Origin of the sequence: Fusibacter paucivorans, from assembly GCF_018390735.1 — a bacterium.
Lineage (GTDB): Bacteria > Bacillota > Clostridia > Peptostreptococcales > Acidaminobacteraceae > Fusibacter > Fusibacter paucivorans.
In genome coordinates this window covers 1-18,820 of the sequence record NZ_JAHBCL010000050.1, presented here as the reverse complement: position 1 = coordinate 18,820, position 18,820 = coordinate 1, and the positions used below count along the sequence as shown (strand labels likewise).

The 18,820-nt window shown below is 41.5% G+C and carries 16 protein-coding genes, 1 tRNA gene and 1 riboswitch; of the genes, 6 read left to right on the top strand and 11 right to left on the bottom strand.

Annotated features, from left to right (window positions below; genetic code table 11):
- Nucleotides 1-181: 181 nt before the first annotated feature.
- A tRNA-Leu gene (locus tag KHM83_RS18450) sits at nt 182-267 on the bottom strand.
- A gap of 174 nt (nt 268-441) precedes the next feature.
- On the opposite strand from KHM83_RS18450, the gene KHM83_RS18445 reads away from it, so the two are divergent.
- A complete protein-coding gene (locus tag KHM83_RS18445) occupies nt 442-819 on the top strand; it encodes a BMC domain-containing protein (RefSeq protein ID WP_213238510.1) in 378 nt (125 codons plus the stop codon).
- 16 nt (nt 820-835) lie between these two features.
- On the top strand, nt 836-1,303 hold the full coding sequence (locus KHM83_RS18440) for a EutP/PduV family microcompartment system protein (protein WP_213238509.1): 468 nt from the start codon (nt 836-838) through the stop codon (nt 1,301-1,303).
- A gap of 109 nt (nt 1,304-1,412) precedes the next feature.
- On the opposite strand, the gene KHM83_RS18435 is transcribed toward KHM83_RS18440, so the two are convergent.
- The 8 genes from KHM83_RS18435 to ppk2 form a co-directional block, all read right to left on the bottom strand.
- A complete protein-coding gene (locus KHM83_RS18435) occupies nt 1,413-2,312 on the bottom strand; it encodes an MBL fold metallo-hydrolase (RefSeq protein WP_213238508.1) in 900 nt (299 codons plus the stop codon).
- Between the two features lie 157 nt (nt 2,313-2,469).
- The gene (locus KHM83_RS18430) at nt 2,470-3,117 is read right to left on the bottom strand and encodes a FadR/GntR family transcriptional regulator (protein WP_213238507.1); all 648 of its coding nucleotides are present in this window, start codon (nt 3,115-3,117) and stop codon (nt 2,470-2,472) included.
- 427 nt (nt 3,118-3,544) lie between these two features.
- Nucleotides 3,545-4,879: a sigma-54 interaction domain-containing protein gene (locus tag KHM83_RS18425; RefSeq protein ID WP_213238506.1), complete on the bottom strand. Its 1,335-nt coding sequence runs from the start codon at nt 4,877-4,879 to the stop codon at nt 3,545-3,547.
- A 12-nt stretch (nt 4,880-4,891) separates the two neighbouring features.
- Nucleotides 4,892-6,520 (bottom strand): Cache 3/Cache 2 fusion domain-containing protein, encoded by a 1,629-nt coding sequence (locus KHM83_RS18420; protein ID WP_213238505.1) that lies wholly within the window; start codon nt 6,518-6,520, stop codon nt 4,892-4,894.
- 296 nt (nt 6,521-6,816) lie between these two features.
- Nucleotides 6,817-7,464 (bottom strand): amino acid ABC transporter ATP-binding protein, encoded by a 648-nt coding sequence (locus tag KHM83_RS18415; RefSeq protein WP_213238504.1) that lies wholly within the window; start codon nt 7,462-7,464, stop codon nt 6,817-6,819.
- Entirely contained in the window at nt 7,457-8,416 is a 960-nt protein-coding gene (locus tag KHM83_RS18410) for an NAD(P)-dependent oxidoreductase (protein ID WP_213238503.1), read from the bottom strand. Before KHM83_RS18410 ends, KHM83_RS18415 begins: the two co-directional genes overlap by 8 nt.
- Nucleotides 8,417-8,642: 226 nt before the next feature.
- Nucleotides 8,643-11,090 carry a hybrid sensor histidine kinase/response regulator gene (locus tag KHM83_RS18405; protein WP_213238502.1) on the bottom strand — a complete coding sequence of 816 codons (2,448 nt, stop codon included), beginning with the start codon at nt 11,088-11,090 and terminating at the stop codon, nt 8,643-8,645.
- 19 nt (nt 11,091-11,109) lie between these two features.
- Nucleotides 11,110-11,928: a polyphosphate kinase 2 gene (gene ppk2, locus KHM83_RS18400; RefSeq protein WP_343213177.1), complete on the bottom strand. Its 819-nt coding sequence runs from the start codon at nt 11,926-11,928 to the stop codon at nt 11,110-11,112.
- A gap of 346 nt (nt 11,929-12,274) precedes the next feature.
- A riboswitch (TPP riboswitch) is annotated at nt 12,275-12,383 on the top strand.
- 82 nt (nt 12,384-12,465) lie between these two features.
- On the opposite strand from ppk2, the gene cytX reads away from it, so the two are divergent.
- From cytX to thiD, 4 genes are read left to right on the top strand one after another with little or no spacing between them, the layout of a single operon-like run.
- On the top strand, nt 12,466-13,650 hold the full coding sequence (gene cytX / locus KHM83_RS18395) for a putative hydroxymethylpyrimidine transporter CytX (protein WP_213238500.1): 1,185 nt from the start codon (nt 12,466-12,468) through the stop codon (nt 13,648-13,650).
- The gene (gene thiM / locus KHM83_RS18390; protein ID WP_213238499.1) at nt 13,631-14,476 is read left to right on the top strand and encodes a hydroxyethylthiazole kinase; all 846 of its coding nucleotides are present in this window, start codon (nt 13,631-13,633) and stop codon (nt 14,474-14,476) included. The genes cytX and thiM overlap by 20 nt, the downstream gene beginning before the upstream one ends.
- The gene (gene thiE, locus KHM83_RS18385; RefSeq protein ID WP_213238498.1) at nt 14,463-15,116 is read left to right on the top strand and encodes a thiamine phosphate synthase; all 654 of its coding nucleotides are present in this window, start codon (nt 14,463-14,465) and stop codon (nt 15,114-15,116) included. The genes thiM and thiE overlap by 14 nt, the downstream gene beginning before the upstream one ends.
- Nucleotides 15,113-15,904 (top strand): bifunctional hydroxymethylpyrimidine kinase/phosphomethylpyrimidine kinase, encoded by a 792-nt coding sequence (gene thiD, locus KHM83_RS18380; RefSeq protein ID WP_213238497.1) that lies wholly within the window; start codon nt 15,113-15,115, stop codon nt 15,902-15,904. Before thiE ends, thiD begins: the two co-directional genes overlap by 4 nt.
- A gap of 160 nt (nt 15,905-16,064) precedes the next feature.
- On the opposite strand, the gene nspC is transcribed toward thiD, so the two are convergent.
- Both nspC and KHM83_RS18370 read right to left on the bottom strand, forming a co-directional pair.
- The gene (gene nspC, locus KHM83_RS18375; protein ID WP_213238496.1) at nt 16,065-17,201 is read right to left on the bottom strand and encodes a carboxynorspermidine decarboxylase; all 1,137 of its coding nucleotides are present in this window, start codon (nt 17,199-17,201) and stop codon (nt 16,065-16,067) included.
- Nucleotides 17,202-17,209: 8 nt separating this feature from the next.
- Nucleotides 17,210-18,412: a saccharopine dehydrogenase family protein gene (locus KHM83_RS18370; RefSeq protein WP_213238495.1), complete on the bottom strand. Its 1,203-nt coding sequence runs from the start codon at nt 18,410-18,412 to the stop codon at nt 17,210-17,212.
- Nucleotides 18,413-18,820: the final 408 nt, after the last annotated feature.

Genomic DNA, 18,820 nt, shown 5'->3' with positions numbered 1-18,820 from the left:
CAGCACCCCGCATTACTGCGACGCACCGGGACTGGCTACATGGCTCCTTGGCGATTACCATGGCTGGACTTTCACCAGCAAGCAACGTCCAGCTTTGCTGGACGCACGCACACCATAAAAACGAGGGTTTCGAATTTTCATTCAAAACCCTCGCCTCGTCGTATTCATGACGACGTCTCATTGGTGCCGAAGGCAGGACTCGAACCTGTACGAGCTTTCACTCACTAGTACCTGAAACTAGCGCGTCTGCCATTCCGCCACTTCGGCATAATTTTATCACCTCAACTATCTTAGCATATCCTCTAGAAAAATGCAATGCATGATTCGCGATACTTCGCGTGATTTATTATACTTCTTCGACAATAAAATATCCCGACTTATTAGCTGATTTTTTTTATAATAATAACATAAGCGAAAACATTTAGACAGAAGGAGTGAAAAATGGATCCTCAAAACCTTTTATCGCCTGAAGGCAAACTTAGAATCATCCAAGAAATGGTTCCGGGCAAGCAAATTACACTAGCTCATATTATTGCCAGCCCGGATGCTATCGTCTATAAAAAGCTTGGTTTGAACCCTGCAATAGACTATTCAAAAGCCGCTATTGGAATCGTCACAATGATCCCAAGCGAAACAACGATTATCGCAGGAGACTTGGCAATCAAGACCGCCAATTGTGATTTGGGCTTTGTCGATCGATTTAGCGGTACACTCATTATTACCGGTAAGATATCTGAAATCGAGATGGCCATTAAGGAAATTACCAACTATTGCAAATACACCTTGGGATTCGCTGTTTGCGATATCACAAGAACTTGATCAACTGAGGCCCGACATGAAAAAAATTATGCTCGTCGGACGAAGCGGTGCCGGCAAAACAACACTTACACAAGCGCTTAAAGGCAAAAAAATAACCTATCACAAAACACAGTACGTCAACCACTTTGATGTCATTATTGATACACCGGGCGAATATGCTGAAACGAAAAATCTAGCAGGTGCACTCGCACTCTTTTCTTACGAAGCTGATGTCATTGGTCTGTTAATCAACGCCGCTGAGCCCTTTTCGATCTATCCACCAAATATCGCACCATGCGTCAACCGCGATATGATTGGTATTGTCACTCAGATCGATCGCGAAGATGCCGATCCCGAACAGGCTGAAACATGGCTGCGTTTGACCGGATGTGAAAAAATTTTTCATATAAGCGCTATTACTGGACAAGGCGTATCAGATATTCTACAATATCTGAAAGAAGACGGTGATGTCATGCCGTGGGAAAAAAACGAAAAAATTTCTTGATACCGATTCAAATCCATCGAATTTATTAAAAAACCTGAGCACACGAGCTCAGGTTTTCTTCTGTAAAATACATATAATCCAATAAAACAATTGCAAGACATTTTCGGGGTTACAATTTTACGCAGTCATATTTTATAAAGCCATCGTCAATGTAGACGACAACTTCACCAATCGTCACTAAATAATCCAAAAATGATTTCATCATCCGCTCTATGACCAACTGGTAATGAATGCTTTTAATACGAATATCAAAGGCTTCAATAACGGCCTTTAAAAGCATTTCCTGTGTCATCGGTGCCGTAATAACCTCTTTGACGCGTTCAGCTCTATGTTTATAGAATTCAATATTATCCTGAATTAAACTGCCAATCACTTCATAATGCCCTTTATGTGCAACAATATAGTGCCGACAGGAGAGTTCGGATAATTTCGCCATACTCTTCAAATCTTCTTCCAGAATAAAGGCATAAGGCATTTTTGCCCCTTTCATGACTTCATAACTAATAATGGCATCGCCAAGATATGCAATGTCATCAGGTGTAATAATCGCAATGTGAGCAGGCGAATGTCCCGGCGTATGAATCACACCGAAAACAGTATTGCATATTGTGACATGATCATCCTCAGGCATGATTACGATGTCCGTATCTGAAATCATATCACCAAAGTGTGCTTCAACAGCCGCTAGAGAATGGCCGCCAAAGTAGGCTTTCATACTAATGGGCGACTGACAAATTGAAGCTTCAAGCGCGCTCATTGCAATAACAGCACCATCACGCTGCTTTAGGAACATATTGTTGCCCGTATGATCGATGTGTGCATGAGAATTGATGATTCCGACAACGCGCAGCGATTCACGCGTTAGCAATTCGACAATCCCTTCTCTTTCACCGTCACCCCATCCTGAATCCAGCATGACAATCTCATGCGTATTTATTTTATAATAAGGAATGTAGGTCATTCCCGTGTCAATACAATACGTATTGCCCAATATGTGAATTTGTTTCATAAAACACTCCCTATAGCGCTAAATTATGCGCCACACAGCCGACGCAACGCTTCTTTTCGAAAGACATTCAGGGTTTAATTATATCAAATGCCCATCAAATGCACAAAGTATTTACAGTGAGCTTAAAAGTACATTTGTCACCACACTTAATATGTCACTAAATCTGTGTCGGGTATATTTCAAATAAAATATCAAAAAGCCTTTCCAAGCCTTCTTTTGCTGTTTTCAAATCACCCGACTGCATTGCTAGATCTATGATATTGATGTGCTTTGCAAACACGTCGACAGTATTAGTTGCCGCAACTACTTTACCTGCATTGATAATCCCTACTTCAAATTCATTAATGAGCATTGTATAAATCGGATTATCCAATGTAAGCGCATACTGCTGACTCCATTCAAATATTTTTCCTGGGCTCATCTCTGCCAAATCAATGCGTTTAACGCGAGAAACCGATTTCGTTTTCGTCACTTCTTCTAATACCATCGCAAGTATTTTTCTGATAAATGACAGCATATGTGTATTAAGCCTAGGGTTGATATCCAATTTCTCCATATCAAATATACTCTGCAATGTGCTGAGTTTCGCATTTCTTTTAAAGTCGTTGACGCGTATCCCCTTTCTCGGCATAATTGTAATCAGTCCCTTGCCTTCCAATCGGATCATTGCGCGATGAACAACCGGACGACTCACTTCATACATTGTCGCCAAAGTACGTTCTGGGGGTAAATATGTTTCCGCAGCATACTCTCCATTGATAATTTTTCGAATAAAAATTTCTTCCAGGTGTGCATCCATCAGCATCTATTCAATCCTCCCACAACGCTTAATCGTTGGCATTCCAACTCTTAGAATACACTAATCATAATTCATTTTTCATATTTTTTCAATATTACCACCTGCAACTGATCATAAACGCCGATAGCAATTTACATAAATATTAAAAACTCAAATTGATTAATGCCATTTGGACGCAAAATTTTATCGTTTATTTTATCAAGCTTACGGCCTAACTTCGATGATCTAAAATTGATTTTCTTAACAAAGAAACCATCCCATTTTCTGAGACGGCTTCTCTGTTCATCTTTCGATGTGTTAGGGGTTGGTTCTATCCGCACCTTGACGGTGGAGGATGCGTCATTCCTGTCATAATACGCGGTTTCTTTATATCTTTCAAAAACAAAACGTCATGCCCTCAAGTGCTGTACTGTGTCATTTTCAATTGCTGAGATCACTTGATTTGATAGCGTTTTAGTTTATTGTAAAGCGTACTCCTCGAAATGCCCAAGACATCTGCAACTTTGTTCTTATTGTTGTCATGCATCTTTAAATATTTCAGTATCATTTCACGTTCTGCTTCAATTGAATTGAGCTTTAGGTAATTTTCATCCTGTCGCTCATATTCCAACTTATCAGAAAAATACGATGAGAGCATCCCCTTGGCAATGCGTCCACTATTGGATGCAATCAACATCTCGACGAGATTCTTCAATTCCCTTACATTCCCCGGCCAATGATATGCTTTTAGCATTTCATAAACGCCGCGTTCAACATTTGGCGCCGTTAACCCCATTTCCTCAGCGTACAGGTTGATATAATGATTAAACAATGGTTCAATATCTTCAACATGCTCCCGCAAAGGCGGGATGTGTATCGGGATTACATTTAACCGATAATAAAGGTCCTGACGAAATTCACGATTTTCAATCATGCGTTCAAGATCTGCATGTGTTGCCGCAATCACCCTTACATCAACGGGAATTGGGTATCTTCCACCGATTTTTTCTATTTCGCGCTCCTGCAAAACACGTAAAATTTTCGCCTGCATCATCAGCTGCATATCACCAATTTCATCCAAAAAAATCGTACCGCCATCGGCAATTTCGAATTTCCCTTGATTGCCGCCTTTCAACGCCCCTGTGTAAGCACCTGCTTCATAGCCAAACAGCTCTGATTCCAGCAAATTTTCAGGAATTGCTGCACAGTTAATTCTTACGAAAGGCTTAAAGCGCCGTGCGCTGAGATTGGCAATCGCCTGCGCCACTAATTCCTTGCCAACACCGGTTTCGCCCAAAATCAGCACCGTTGACCTCACCCGAGCTGCTGACAGGATGCTCTCCTTTAAGCTCATAACAATATGGCTGTTGCCAATAATGTCGTCAATGGTATACTTAGCCGTTCGATTATTGGGTGTTTTCCTTTGAAAAACCGGCTCCTTTTTTTCCGTTCGCCATAAATTAAACATTTCTTCCAGTGTGATAATGCCAACAGGATACCCCATGCGATTGATAACGGGGATAAATGATTTGTAATCATCATTGATATGCTCTAATGCTTGTTCTTCGCCAATAGCTCTGACTTCAGACATAATCTCATGGCATGTTTTGCCCTCAATCGATGTGTTAACAATAGAACGTGCATAGAGAACGCCTTTGTAACGTCCTTCACGATCAACGACAATGGCAAAATCTGATTGCTTTTCTATCATCATATTTTTTACATACCCGACATGATCCGTCGTACAGCATTCTTCGAAAAAGCAATTCATGATATCTTTCGCCTTCAAAACTATCCTCCATTAATCAATATACGGGTCGTTCTCGGTTTTAAAGATGTTCACCTGTTTATCAACTTCATTAGCGATGCCGTCCAAACTGGATGCCGAATTTACAATATTATCTATTAACAGTTTTAATTTTTGAATTTCAATATAAATCGCGTTGAAGCGATTGTTAATATCCATTTCTTCCACTTGATTGATTACATGATCATGCTTACAATCTATTTTGCGCTCAATCTCATCAATGATGTTCATCACTTCGATCACATCTTCGTTGCTGCCATTAATATATTTCGGTAATTTTTGCCTTAGCGCTTCAAGCGCCGTTAATACTTCTTTTGGGCGATCAACATTTAAATAGATAACATTGTTCTCCATTGTTACTTTAATCGGATAAGACATCAGCCCTTCAATATCTGTTTCCAAATTCTGAAGCGTTGTCTTTGAACGGTCAAGATCCATCAGTACGCGCTTCGATGATTCCTTCAATTTATTGGAACTTGCAATCAGGCGTCCAATGAGCAGTGAAAAAGTATAACTGAGTGAATTAAAAGTATTGCTTAAAAACTTAAATTCTTCATCTTCATACGAGGTAAAGCGTACGGATAAATCACCATTTTTCATCTGTTTTAAAGAGTTGACCAGTTTATTAATTGGTTTAAAGAATTCCTTCGAAATAAAATAAGCAATGAGTAATGATATTAATATCGACATAACAAATGTAATAATGAGAAGTTTAAGCATCGTACGCGGCGTATTTTGAATGTCATCGACAAATCCTATAGAGACGATATACCAGTCCCAAGGCTCAAAATACCGGTAATAAGCAATTTTCTGACTGCCTTCAAACGTATAGCGTATTGAACCGTTCTGCTGTTTGAGAATCGTTTGAACCCAGTCATAACTCATGACATTTTCGCCAGTGCGATCAGGATGAATAATAACGTTAGCATCCGAATCGACAATCATCACATAACCATTATTAGCAATACTGATTTTTTGAATGGCATTGATAATCTCATACTCGCTCTCTCGCCGTCCGAGCACAAAAGCACCGATCAGTTTTCTATTTGAATCAAAGATCGGCATATAAATCGTTGCATGCATAATGCCTTCAACACTTGCGCGCCCCAAGTACACCTGCCCATTGATAATCTTCTCATAAATAGGTCCTGACGTTATATCTGTATCAATGATGCGGCTGCCGTCTTCCTGACGAACATTAGTACTAACGCGCAAGAATTTATTATCGACGAGCATGAAAATCGTCGCCGGCAATTTCTCTTTTTCGATTAATTCATCGACAAGGGTATAGTCATGGGTAATCTTTTGATCGCCAATATACCATGTCGGCAGTAAATAGTCACCGACCTGAACCATTTCATTATAATCAAAACGGCTTTCACCGAGCGCATCCATTTTACTGACGAAGGCCTCTGCCGCACTTGGCAGCCACTGATCCAAAACACGCTGCTGTGTATCAATCATGTTATAAATACCATCATTGATATTATTAATCATATCTTCCGTATTCTTGGATATTTCCTGATTAATCATTAAATAACTAAAACCGCCCAAAAGAATTGACGGTATGACGGAAACGATGATAAACCATCGGAAGAGTCGCATTCTAAAACTCGGATTCATAAGTACCTCCATCTATGTTGATTATATCACCCGCCCATAGGTAATGCAAAATTGATGCCATACGTTGAAATGACTGTTTCTGTATCTTTCATCACTTTTAAGTGTCCAGCTTTTTGGACACTGTCTAAAATGTTGGACACTGATTGCACGACGCAAAAAAACCGAGGCAGGGCCTCGGCTCGTTTAACTTCAATAATGATTTTTTTATTTTTATCAAATGATTTCAAGTGCTTTCTAAATTTACACTTCCCTACTATATATAATGGTATCTATCTAAACACTTTAGACGATAATGGCTATGCATTTAAAATAGATTTTAAAAACGTCTGTGTCTTTTCGTGTTTCGGCGCCGTAAAAATTTCTGCAGGCGTCGCATCTTCTAATATTTCACCATTATACATAAAGATTACGCGATCTGCAACTTCTTTGGCAAAGCCCATCTCATGTGTGACACACACCATGGTCATACCCTCCGCTGCAAGCTCTTTCATGACATTCAATACTTCACCGACGAGTTCTGGATCCAGCGCCGATGTCGGTTCGTCAAAGAGCATGATTTTTGGCTGCATCGCCAAAGCTCTCGCAATGGCTACCCGTTGCTGTTGACCACCAGATAATCTCGAAGGATATTCATCAAGTTTGTCAGACAGTCCAACCTTTTGAATAAGTGCCTTTGCGATTGCCTCTGCCTTATCCGCAGGATATTTACGCACATGGATCGGCGCAAGCATGACATTTTCCAGCACAGTCTTATGTGGAAAAAGATTAAATCGCTGAAAAACCATTCCCATCTCAAGCAGTATAGCAGTACTTTCTTCATGAGATAGCTTTATTTGATTCACTGAATCGATACGGTCATCCAGTAATTTTCCCTCTACCCATATTTTCCCGTGATTTATCGTTTCCAAATGTACGATTGTAAAATATGTGATTAAATTATTCATTTTTAAAAAAAGCAACACAGCTGTCAATCGAGTTCTCTGCCATCTGTTGTACTGCTTCCCGCGTATAAAAAGCCGTATGCGGTGTTAGGATCACATTAGGCATCGAACGCAGAATATTAAGCGCACGATGATCAATCGGTTCTGATTTTAAGTCTTTATAGAACAAGTATGCTTCTTCTTCCAGAACATCTAAAGCTGCACCGCCAAGCTTTTTCGTTTCAAGGCCTTCAATCAGTGCCATCGTATCGATAAGCGTTCCGCGTGCGGTGTTCACAATAACGGCACCCGTTTTCATCTCTGCAATGGATTCGCGGTTAATCATGTGTATGCTCTCGGGCGTCGAAGGCAGGTGCATTGTAATAAGGTCGCTTTCTGCCAGAACGCCATTTAACGTTTTGTAAGTTGCATGCTGTTTTACAGCATCATTTTCATAAACATCATAAGCGAGTATTTGACAACCGAAAGGCGCCAGTAACGAGATCACTTTTTGTCCTATTTTGCCAGTACCAATAACACCAACGGTTAAATTGCTCAGTGTTTTCCCTCGAACGCCTACGAGCGAAAAATCCTGTCCATCAAACCGCTTCATAATGGTTTGAACATTTCGGCTGGCCATTAGCATGAGCATGACGGCATATTCTGCAACAATATTAGACTCGTAAGCAACATTGCCAACTTCAATCCCCTTCTTACGCGCATAATTGACATCAATGTGATCCATTCCCATCGTTCGTGTTGATATAAACCGGATACCAACATTATAGAATGCATCGATCAACGTCTGATCAATTGGCGTCGTTACAACACTGACCGCCTGATAGCCAGATAGTGTACCAATATTTGCAATTGAGGGGGCTTCTTCTGTGAAATCATAGGATACGCCAATACGAGCGCAATATGATTCAAAAAATGGTCTCTCATCTTCTCGATAATTGAATATAAAAATTTTCATCACATACTCCTTTATTGTTAAAAGTCAGCTTATGGATCAAAGCGGTAATCTCTTAAAATCGTTATCATTAACTAATGATTTATGACAAAATGTCAATAACTTTATAAATATACCACTCGAATAATGAAAATTCAATACTAAGACACGAAAAAACCGACTTTCGTCCACCCATTGCGGGCTTCTTAAAGTCGGTTTATTACAGGATTGTCGTGCAAAACTTACAAAGCTAATCCTCTAAATAGCGCTCAAGCATTTCATAAAATGCTTCAACGTCAATTGGTTTACTGATATAATCATCCATACCTGCCTCAAGGCATTTTTCGCGATCACCTTTTAAGGCAAATGCAGTTGTTGCAATAATAATCGGTTGACGCTTCAACTTACTGCTTCGAATAATACGCGTCGCCGTATAACCGTCCATATCAGGCATTTGGATATCCATCAAAATTAAATCATAGTTCGAATGATTGACAACATCAACGGCCTCTTTTCCGTTTAATGCCAAATCAAGCCCATAGCCTTTTCTGCGAATCAGCTGCTCAATGACAACACGGCTAATCGCATCATCTTCAACCAGTAAGATACGTTTTCCCGATTGTATTGAATCCTGGAGCTGTATGTCTTCCATTGGTGTTTCAGGTTCAATTTCACGCGTTTCATTGTAATCAAACTGACACGTGAAATAGAAGCGACTTCCCTGATTCGGTTCACTTTCAACCCATATACTACCCTGCATCATTTCAACAAGATTTTTAGAGATCACCAGTCCAAGTCCCGTGCCGCCGAATTTACGCGTATTGGAATTGTCAACTTGGCTAAAGCTCTTAAAGAGCATTTTCTGTTTTGCATCTGGAATACCTATCCCTGTATCGGAAACACAGAATTTCAATTTTACCTGTCCCTGTTTTGGCAATGCCTCAACGTTAACGAAGATTTTAATCGCACCGTTCGATGTAAATTTGACAGCATTGCCAAGTAGGTTTGCAATAATCTGACGCAGCCGCATCGGATCACCCACTAAATGCTTTGGCGTATGCTTATCATACTCAAGTGATAGTGAGGTTCCCTTTTGAGAAGCCTGCACACTATATAAACTCATGGTGTCTTGTAAAAGCGCTTCTAGTTCAAAGTCAACATAATCCAGTGTCATCTTGCCTGCTTCGATTTTAGAATAGTCTAAAATATCATTGATAATCGTCAGCAGCGTTTCGGAAGACGTTTTGCATATTCTCACATACTCTTCCTGCTCCTCTGTAAGCTCTGTGAACTGCAAGAGCTGCAGCATGCCGATAAACCCATTCATTGGCGTTCTGATTTCATGACTCATATTTGCCAAAAACTGACTTTTTGCCCGATTGGCATCTTCTGCTTCCAGTTTTGCCTGTACAAGGTCTTCATTGCTCTTTTCAAGGCTCACCGTGCGCTTTTTAACCTTATCCTCCAAGTTATCAATGAGCTGATGTATTTCATCAGCCATCGTGTTAAAGGTTACTGCCAGCATACTGATTTCACTCTCAGATGTAACGGGGGCTCGTACTGTAAAGTTGCCTTTTGAAAATTCATTCGTCGCCTCAATCAGCGTACCAATTGGCTGAATGGCAATGTTCAGCACTTTAATAAAAATTGCAATGGTAACAAAAAGCGCCAACAGCGAGAAAAGTACTGAGAGCGTGCTCGCCCTAAGCATTGGCCCAATAAACTGTTCCTCAGGTATCATTGTAATAATTAGCCATTGGATGCCGACTTTTTCATAAGGTGTTATTAAAATATGCTCTTTTTCTTCACTCTCTCGGGCAACGAACTTTGCTTCTCCTGTTAAACGGTATGTATCGTATGCCTCTAAAATATGACCGTCTTCAGCCTCAGCAATATTCGTTCGGATGAATGTCCCGTCTGCATTCTTATTAAAACTGTTCATGCCAACAGTACTGCTGACAAGATCGCCGGTTTCTGCCTCAACGATATAAGCAGAAGCATTTTCCTCCATAACGTGATTTGATAAATACACATTAAGCCCTGATAAAACCATGTGCGTCCCCAAGACTGCGACGACTTCTTCATGCTTGTCGTAAATGGGAATAGCAGCCGATATTGCTAAATCGTCCATAAAAAAATGTTTATAGATCGGTGAAAATGAAGCACTTCCCGTTTCAACTGCAATCTGATACCAAGGCCTCGTTCTCGGATCAAAGATGTTGTTCACCTGTGTAATTTCACCGGCTGTCATATCCTCTTTTGTGGCATAATAAGTGGAATGCCAATCCGTTGTTTCATCACAAAGCATGATTTCGATCTCGTTTTCTACATTGCGCCGAGCTCCAAAATACTCCCCTTTATTCGTTCCAATGCTAAAGCTGTATATTTCAGGGGAATTGGCCGATATAACTCCTGCAAAATATTTTTCACGAGCAGTCTTCTCTGCCAGTGACACAATACCATTTGTAAAAACATACTGATTTTCTGCATTGATATACATCGGCCGTTCAATAAAGCGATCAACGACCTCTCCAATATCGCGACTTGTATCACGCTCCATTTGGTTAATGACGCCCTCGGAAACCTGCATCCAGTTACCGATGAGAATAATGTTGATCCCGATTAGGCTCAGCGTGATAACACCAATAAAGATAACGGCGATTCTAAATTTCAAAGATGACGTATTTACGTTAAACATAGACTCCCCCATTGATGTCTTAAGCGTCTTCTGCTTTTATAACCTTTTCAGCATAATTGGGAACAAAGTTCTGTTCTTCCATTGGCGGACGTTCATAAGCATCGTCCGGCTGCCGATCTGGCAACTCAATACTTGGCTTCTCAATTTCCTTGTAATCAATTTTTGTCAATAAATGTGCTATACAGTTGATACGCGCTTTTTTCTTGTTGTCGGCATCTACCACATACCATGGCGAATGCTTCGTATCCGTGTGTTTAAACATTTTGTCTTTTGCTTTGGAGTACGCAACCCACCTTGTTCTGGATTCTAAATCCATCGGACTAATTTTCCAGCGTTTTGTCGGATCGTTAATTCTGCCTTGAAATCTTTTTTCCTGTTCTTCATCACTGACTGAAAACCAATATTTAATCAGAATAATGCCATCGTCAATTAGCATTTTCTCAAATTCCGGACACGTCTTTAAAAAATAATCTGCTTCATCTTTTGTGCAAAAGTTCATCACGGTTTCAACACCGGCTCTGTTGTACCAGCTTCTGTCAAAGAGCACCATTTCACCAGCAGCCGGCAGATGCGCAACATACCGCTGAAAATACCATTGTGATTTTTCGCGTTCCGTTGGAACCCCCAACGCGATTACGCGGCAAACACGTGGATTTAGCTTTTCAGTAATGCGTTTAATCGCACCGCCTTTCCCCGCTGCATCACGTCCTTCGAAGATAACGACGACTCTGAGCCCCTTTGCCTTGATCCAATCTTGCATTTTTATGAGTTCCAATTGAAGCGATTCAAGTGTTTTCTCATAAAGTTCTTTATTCATCTTCTTGCGCTTGCTCCCCACCGTGCACCTCCTGATTATTGTATATTGACAATATATTATGGTTACAAAATACCCGAAAAAACATGCTTGAAAACAGAAATATCGCATAATCTTTCACTTTTAAACACATACTACAGGCTTTTCAGTTTATGTCCATAATGATCTGCATCAGCATATTCTTTATACCAGTATAACACTTTATAGCATTCTGTCTTTGATCTCAATCTTTTTTGTCCTATACGATTTGCCCACACAACACATTCTGTGAATCAATTTTATCTTACTGCGCAGTTTTATCTTTCCATTTAAAGGCCGTAAGCTGTTCTGCATTAATTGACAGCCGGAACGTGTTGTGGTAAACTCAGGTCAATTGAATACGGGGAGCTTGTGTGCAGGCTGAGAGGAAGTCATCCAACTTCGACCCTTATACCTGATTTGGATAATGCCAACGGAGGGAATCATTCGCTGAGAATTAATGAGGACGCCTTTGTGCGACCTCATTTTTTTATGCGAACTTCCGGCATATGCATCCGTAGATCATTGCATAGGAGGAATAACATGAACTTTAAAGAAATGAAATACCACGGCCTTATATGGTTTGGCGCCGCCGTCTCCATCGCCGAAATTTTAACGGGTACATTTTTAGCGCCCTTAGGATTTCATAAGGCGGTTATCGCCATTTTGCTCGGGCATTTTATTGGCGCCATCATATTTTACCTTGCGGGGTATATTGGGGCAAATACTGGTAAAAGTGCGATGGATACTGTCAAAATTGCTTTCGGCGAAAAGGGCTCGCGTTTTTTTTCACTGGCAAATATTCTACAATTGATTGGCTGGACTGCCATCATGATCATTAACGGCGCTAAAGCGGTCGCCTATGTGCTAAACCCAATCTTAGGATTGACGAGCACTGTACCTTGGTCATTGCTTATTGGTATACTAATCCTGATCTGGATTAAAATTGGCATTAAAAATCTCGAAAAAATCAACACCGTTGTAATGGTACTGCTCTTTGTATTAACGATTACGCTCAGCTTAAATATTTTTGGAGGGCCACTCCTCAGTACAGCTGGCGATGGCATGCAGTTTGGTGCCGCTGTTGAACTCGCCATCGCCATGCCGCTCTCATGGCTGCCGCTTATTGCAGATTATACACGTTTTGCCAAGCAAAAAAGAACCGTTTCCGCTGTCAGTGCCATCACTTATTTCACGGTCAGCAGCTGGATGTATATTATTGGTGTCGGCGCTGTATGCTTTACCGGTGCATCAGATATTGTTGCCATTATGCTTGAGGCAGGGCTTGGCATTGCCGCCGTCATGATCGTTATCGCTTCAACCGTCACAACCACTTATCTTGATGTCTATTCATCAGGAGTCAGCGTTAACAGCATCTTTCCAAAAGCATCAGAAAAACACTATGCACTTGCGACCGCTATTTTAGGAACCGCATTGTCCATAATGGCGCCAGTCGATCATTTCGAAGGATTTCTTTACGTCATTGGTTCCATTTTCGCACCAATGTTTGCCATCCTCATCACCGATTATTTCATTTTAAAATCAGACAGCAGCGTGCGTTCTTTCAATTTTATCAACGCTGCTATTTGGCTGATTGGTTTCTTATTTTATCGTCATATGCTGCAGTTTGATCTTATCACTGGCATTACAATTCCTGTTATGATTGCGATTGCCGCTTTAAAACTCATTATCAGCGGAGGGCTTCGTTATGTCCATTCAACCCATTGAAATACAGACGATACTGCATAAGCAATTAGCCGCCTTTTCTGAACATACGCCACGCATTCATTGTATTGCAAATTACGTAACGGCCAATGCTTGTGCTAATTTACTGCTCGCCATAGGCGCATCGCCCATTATGGCTGACGCACCTGAAGAGGCTGCCGATATCACTAAAAACAGTCAATCGCTCATGATTAACCTAGGAACGCCGAATGCGCAGCGCATGCAGACAATATCAAATGTCGGCAAAGCCGCCATGCACTATCAAGTGCCTATTGTATTAGACCCAGTCGGCTGTGGTACTTCTGTCTTTAGACACCATTTCATTCTCAATTGGCTGTCAACTGTTAGACCTTCTGTCATCCGTGGCAATTTTGCTGAAATTACAGCACTTTCAGCAAATGCACCACTCAATGACCTGCACGATGGTATTGATAGTACTGCTATCAAACCCATAACTGCCAACGCCATTAAACTGGCGAAAGAAACTGCACTTAAATACCAGACAATCATTATACTTTCGGGTTCTGTCGATATTGTCACAGATGGTTACAGAACATTTACCGTTAACAATGGCTGCTGGCAAATGTCTAAGATTACGGGAATGGGGTGCATGCTGTCAGCATTCTTATCGGCTGTCATCAGTCATCCTGCTTCTCGATCACCGCTAGATATGGCAATTGCCACGGCAATCTTTGGCTATACAGGCGAACTCGCGGCATCCCTTCAGCCCAACGATGGCCTTGGGACATTTTATCAAACTTTCTGGGATACAATCAGCACCTTGTCATTTGACATGGTAAAAAGGGGACTTCACATTGAACATCAATAAAATGACATTTGTCACAAACATGCTTAAACTCTACCTCGTAACGGATCGACGCTACCATCCTGAAATGCCATTGGATCAGCAAGTTCGCACTGCCATTGAAGGCGGTGTCACCAGCGTACAGCTCAGAGAAAAAGATCTCTCAGAAGCCGATTACATTGAAATTGGCAAGTCAGTTCATGCCGTGACGCATTCACTGGGTATCCCATTGATTATCAATGACCATCCCACTGTTGCCAAAGCAATTGGCGCCGAGGGCGTCCACCTTGGACAGGATGACGGCGATGTCGACGCTGCAAGAAAATTGCTCGGTGCGAACGCCATTATTGGCGTTACCGCCAAATCAGTTGAACAAGCCATTACAGCTGAGCGATGCGGTGCAGATTATCTCGGTGTTGGAGCGCTTTTTTCATCCAAATCCAAAACTTCTGCTAAACGCATTTCATTTGAACTATTCGATTCAATCGCTCAATCTGTGAAAATCCCCATTGTAGGCATCGGAGGAATCAACATTGATAATCTTCATTATTTAGCTGGCCATTCAATGGCTGGTGTCGCAGTTGTGTCGGCGTTGCTTGACCAACCCGACATTCTAGGCGGCACACGCCGCTTTTACCAACAATTATCGGAGGTATTAAAATGAAAAAACTATTGACCATTGCAGGTTCGGATTGCAGCGGCGGTGCAGGTATTCAAGCGGATTTGAAAACCTTCGCCGCATTCGGTCACTACGGTATGAGTGCCATAACAGCACTAACGGCCCAGAACACGACAGGCGTCTATGGGGTTGTACCGACACCTCCAGATTTTGTTAGACAGCAAATTGATCTTATTTACGATGATATTGCACCCGATGCTGTCAAAATCGGCATGGTTGCCAGCGCCGTACTCATAGAAACAATCGCAGCAGCGCTCGCAAAGCATTCTGTAAAAAACCTTGTTATTGATCCCGTCATGGTTTCGACGAGCGGCAGCCGATTATTAGATGAAGATGCTGTCAGTGCGCTTCGGCATCTATTATTACCCATGGCAACTGTCATTACGCCAAATATTCCAGAAGCTGAAGCATTGACTGGTTTAAGGATAAACGATAAAAAGAGCATGGCAGCCGCAGCTGAGGCCATTGCCGCTTCTATTCCGACAGCAATTTTAATCAAAGGTGGGCACTTGACAGATACTGCAGACGATCTGCTCTTCCATAAAGGACAATACGATTGGTTTGAAAGCAAACGCATCGACACTTCCAATACACACGGTACTGGCTGTACACTCTCAAGTGCCATTGCCTGCGGTCTTGCTGAGAAAAAATCGCTTTATCAAAGCATTGCAGATGCAAAGTTCTATTTAAATGGCGCACTGCGTGCAGGACTCAATCTTGGAAAGGGGTCAGGCCCTCTCGACCATTTTTTTACACACCCAAGCCGACATTAAAAAGCCGTTTTCGCGTGTGGATCATCTACCAAATTACTTAACGGCCAACTCCTTATCTCTACAAAAAAACCGTATCACTTTTTTCACAGCGATACGGTTTTACATTTCAAATAATTGATAATTTCTTTCAAATATTGATAAACAATCTTTGATACACACATTACGACAAACGATTTTTATAATCATCATAGCCAAAGGTACGGATGATCTGTATCCCCTTTGCCTCTGAAAAAAGGGCAATTGCAGGCAAGTTAACACCATTGAACATATTGTTTTTCACCATCGTGTAATGTGCCATATCTGTGAAAACAAGACGATCGCCAATCTTGAGCGGTTCAGCAAAGCTGTAGTCGCCAACGATATCGCCGGATAGACAGGTTACACCGCCAAGGCGATACGTATACGGCAGCATGTCGGGTTTATCAGAGCCGATAATATGCGGCCTGTATGGCATCTCAATGACATCGGGCATATGACATGCTGCTGATGCGTCAATAAGCGCTATCGACATGCCGTTTTTGACAATATCCAGCACTTCTGTAACGAGAAATCCCGTGTTGAGTGCAACGGCTTCACCGGGCTCTAAATAGATATCGACATCATATTTTTCCTTAATATACAAAATGGTCTCAATCAGCGTCTCGATATCATAATCATCTCTTGTTATATGATGACCACCACCGAAATTAATCCACTTCATCTGTTTCATGTAAATGCCAAACTTTTCCTCAAGATGCGGAATCGTGCGTTTTAATGCGTCGGAATTCTGCTCGCACAGCGTATGAAAATGCAGCCCTTCAATGCCATCCAAAAGTGCAGGATTAAAGTTGTCCACTGTAATGCCCAATCTGGAATTTGCATAGCAGGGATTGTAGAGCGGCACTTCAATTTCTGAATACTCAGGATTGACGCGAAGGCCACAGCTAACATGTTTTTCAAAAGCCATCACCTGCGGCTTATACTTCATCCATTGATCAAATGAATTAAAAACGAGATGATCGCACTTTTCGAGATACCCTTGAAATTCTGAGGGTATATACGCCGGTACGTAAGCATGCACTTCTTTATTCATTTTTTCTCGGCCCAGCGTTGCCTCAAAGAGCGAGCTCGAGGTAACACCGGCGAGGTATTGACCAATTAGCGGAAACGTTGCATGCATTGAAAAGCCTTTTAATGCCAGCAGTATCTTAGCACCCGTTCGCTTTTGCACATGATCCAGTATTTCAAGATTACGCTTTAAGAGGCGTTCGTCGACAACATAGCAAGGCGTCGGCAGTTTTTGAATATCAAACTCCATGCAGACACCTACTTCTCTAAGAGCGTCGGACTGAAATCCTCAACCCATGGAAGACCATACTGATTTAATGCATCCATAAATGGATCGGGATCAAATTCTTCAACATTGTAGACCCCCGGTTTTTTCCAGAGTCCTTTCATCAGCATCATGGCGCCGATCATTGCCGGTACACCTGTTGTATAAGAAATAGCCTGTGATCCTACCTCAGCGTAGCACGCTTCGTGATCACAAACATTGTAAACATAATAAGTTTTCGCTTCACCGTCTTTGACACCTTGGTAGATACAGCCAATGTTGGTCTTGCCTTTTGTCCTCGGACCAAGTGATGCAGGATCCGGCAGTATCGCTTTTAAAAACTGAAGCGGCACGATTTCTTTGCCTTCAAACATAATCGGCTCTATTGAAGTCATGCCGACATTTTCCAGCACTTTGAGATGTGTGAGATAACTGTCGGAAAACGTCATCCAAAAGCGGATTTTTTCAATCCCCTTGATGTTTTGTGCAAGCGATTCCAGTTCCTCATGATAGAGCAGATAAATATTCTTCGGCCCAATCTGCGGCAAGTTATAACTTTGTTTTACAGAAAGCGGTGCCGTTTCCAGCCACTCACCGCGTTCCCAGTATCGACCGTTAGCCGTAATTTCACGAATATTGATTTCAGGGTTAAAATTGGTTGCAAATGGATAACCGTGATCGCCCGCGTTGGCATCAACGATATCAATGGTATGAATTTCATCAAAGTAATGCTTCATCGCATAAGCGCTGAAGACACCGGTAACACCCGGATCAAAACCACAGCCCAATATCGCTGTTAAGCCTGCTTTTTCAAAGCGTTCTTTGTATGCCCACTGCCATTTATACTCGAATTTCGCCGTATCCACCGGTTCGTAGTTCGCCGTATCCAAATAGTGTACACCCGTTGCCAAACAAGCATCCATAATGGTCAAATCTTGGTAAGGCAAAGCGACATTGATAACGATTTCCGGCTTAAACGCATTGATTAATTCAATCAACTCCTGCGTGTTGTCTGCATCTACCTTTGCTGTTGAAATTTTTGTTTTGCCGCCGTCGAGTTTTGCCTTCAAAGCATCACATTTCGATTTCGTTCGGCTTGCAATACAGATTTCTTCAAAAACATCTGGGTTTTGGCAGCATTTGTGAACCACAACGCTAGCAACACCACCAGCACCAATAATAAGGGCTTTTCCCAATTCATTTACCTCCATCAACTAAATGATCTACAGTGTTTAACTGCAAAATTGATTATACCTATAAACGTCATTTCTTTCAATGATTATCCTTCATTTTTGTCAACTTTATGTTAACATAACGAAAGCATGAGAACAAATGTAATTGAAAGAATATACAAAAAATTAACACTTGAGGCAATTGTATCATTGCCTTACCTATCAGATTATATCCAACAGACGAAAAAATATTCACGATCCTTTGCAATTGCATGCTTTACCTGTTCTGATTTAAGCTTTCATGCCATTGTTGTTTTAGTCCACGTGATTTGACTTTGCCTTGCTCTTTGTCTTTGTCAATGCCACGGTGAAATAGCTCCCTTGTTTTGCCGTAGTCATTTGTTACAATACATATAGCATATATGTATTGAG

Excerpts from the sequence above, each read along its gene's own strand:
- cytX (WP_213238500.1), top strand. The coding sequence starts at position 12,466 with ATGAACTTTAAAGAAATGAAATACCACGGCCTTATATGGTTTGGCGCC.
- KHM83_RS18445 (WP_213238510.1), top strand. The coding sequence starts at position 442 with ATGGATCCTCAAAACCTTTTATCGCCTGAAGGCAAACTTAGAATCATC.
- thiM (WP_213238499.1), top strand. The coding sequence starts at position 13,631 with ATGTCCATTCAACCCATTGAAATACAGACGATACTGCATAAGCAATTA.
- KHM83_RS18420 (WP_213238505.1), bottom strand. The coding sequence starts at position 6,520 with ATGAATCCGAGTTTTAGAATGCGACTCTTCCGATGGTTTATCATCGTT.
- thiD (WP_213238497.1), top strand. The coding sequence starts at position 15,113 with ATGAAAAAACTATTGACCATTGCAGGTTCGGATTGCAGCGGCGGTGCA.
- KHM83_RS18430 (WP_213238507.1), bottom strand. The coding sequence starts at position 3,117 with ATGCTGATGGATGCACACCTGGAAGAAATTTTTATTCGAAAAATTATC.
- KHM83_RS18410 (WP_213238503.1), bottom strand. The coding sequence starts at position 8,416 with ATGAAAATTTTTATATTCAATTATCGAGAAGATGAGAGACCATTTTTT.
- KHM83_RS18405 (WP_213238502.1), bottom strand. The coding sequence starts at position 11,090 with ATGTTTAACGTAAATACGTCATCTTTGAAATTTAGAATCGCCGTTATC.
- KHM83_RS18435 (WP_213238508.1), bottom strand. The coding sequence starts at position 2,312 with ATGAAACAAATTCACATATTGGGCAATACGTATTGTATTGACACGGGA.
- KHM83_RS18415 (WP_213238504.1), bottom strand. The coding sequence starts at position 7,464 with ATGAATAATTTAATCACATATTTTACAATCGTACATTTGGAAACGATA.
- KHM83_RS18440 (WP_213238509.1), top strand. The coding sequence starts at position 836 with ATGAAAAAAATTATGCTCGTCGGACGAAGCGGTGCCGGCAAAACAACA.
- nspC (WP_213238496.1), bottom strand. The coding sequence starts at position 17,201 with ATGGAGTTTGATATTCAAAAACTGCCGACGCCTTGCTATGTTGTCGAC.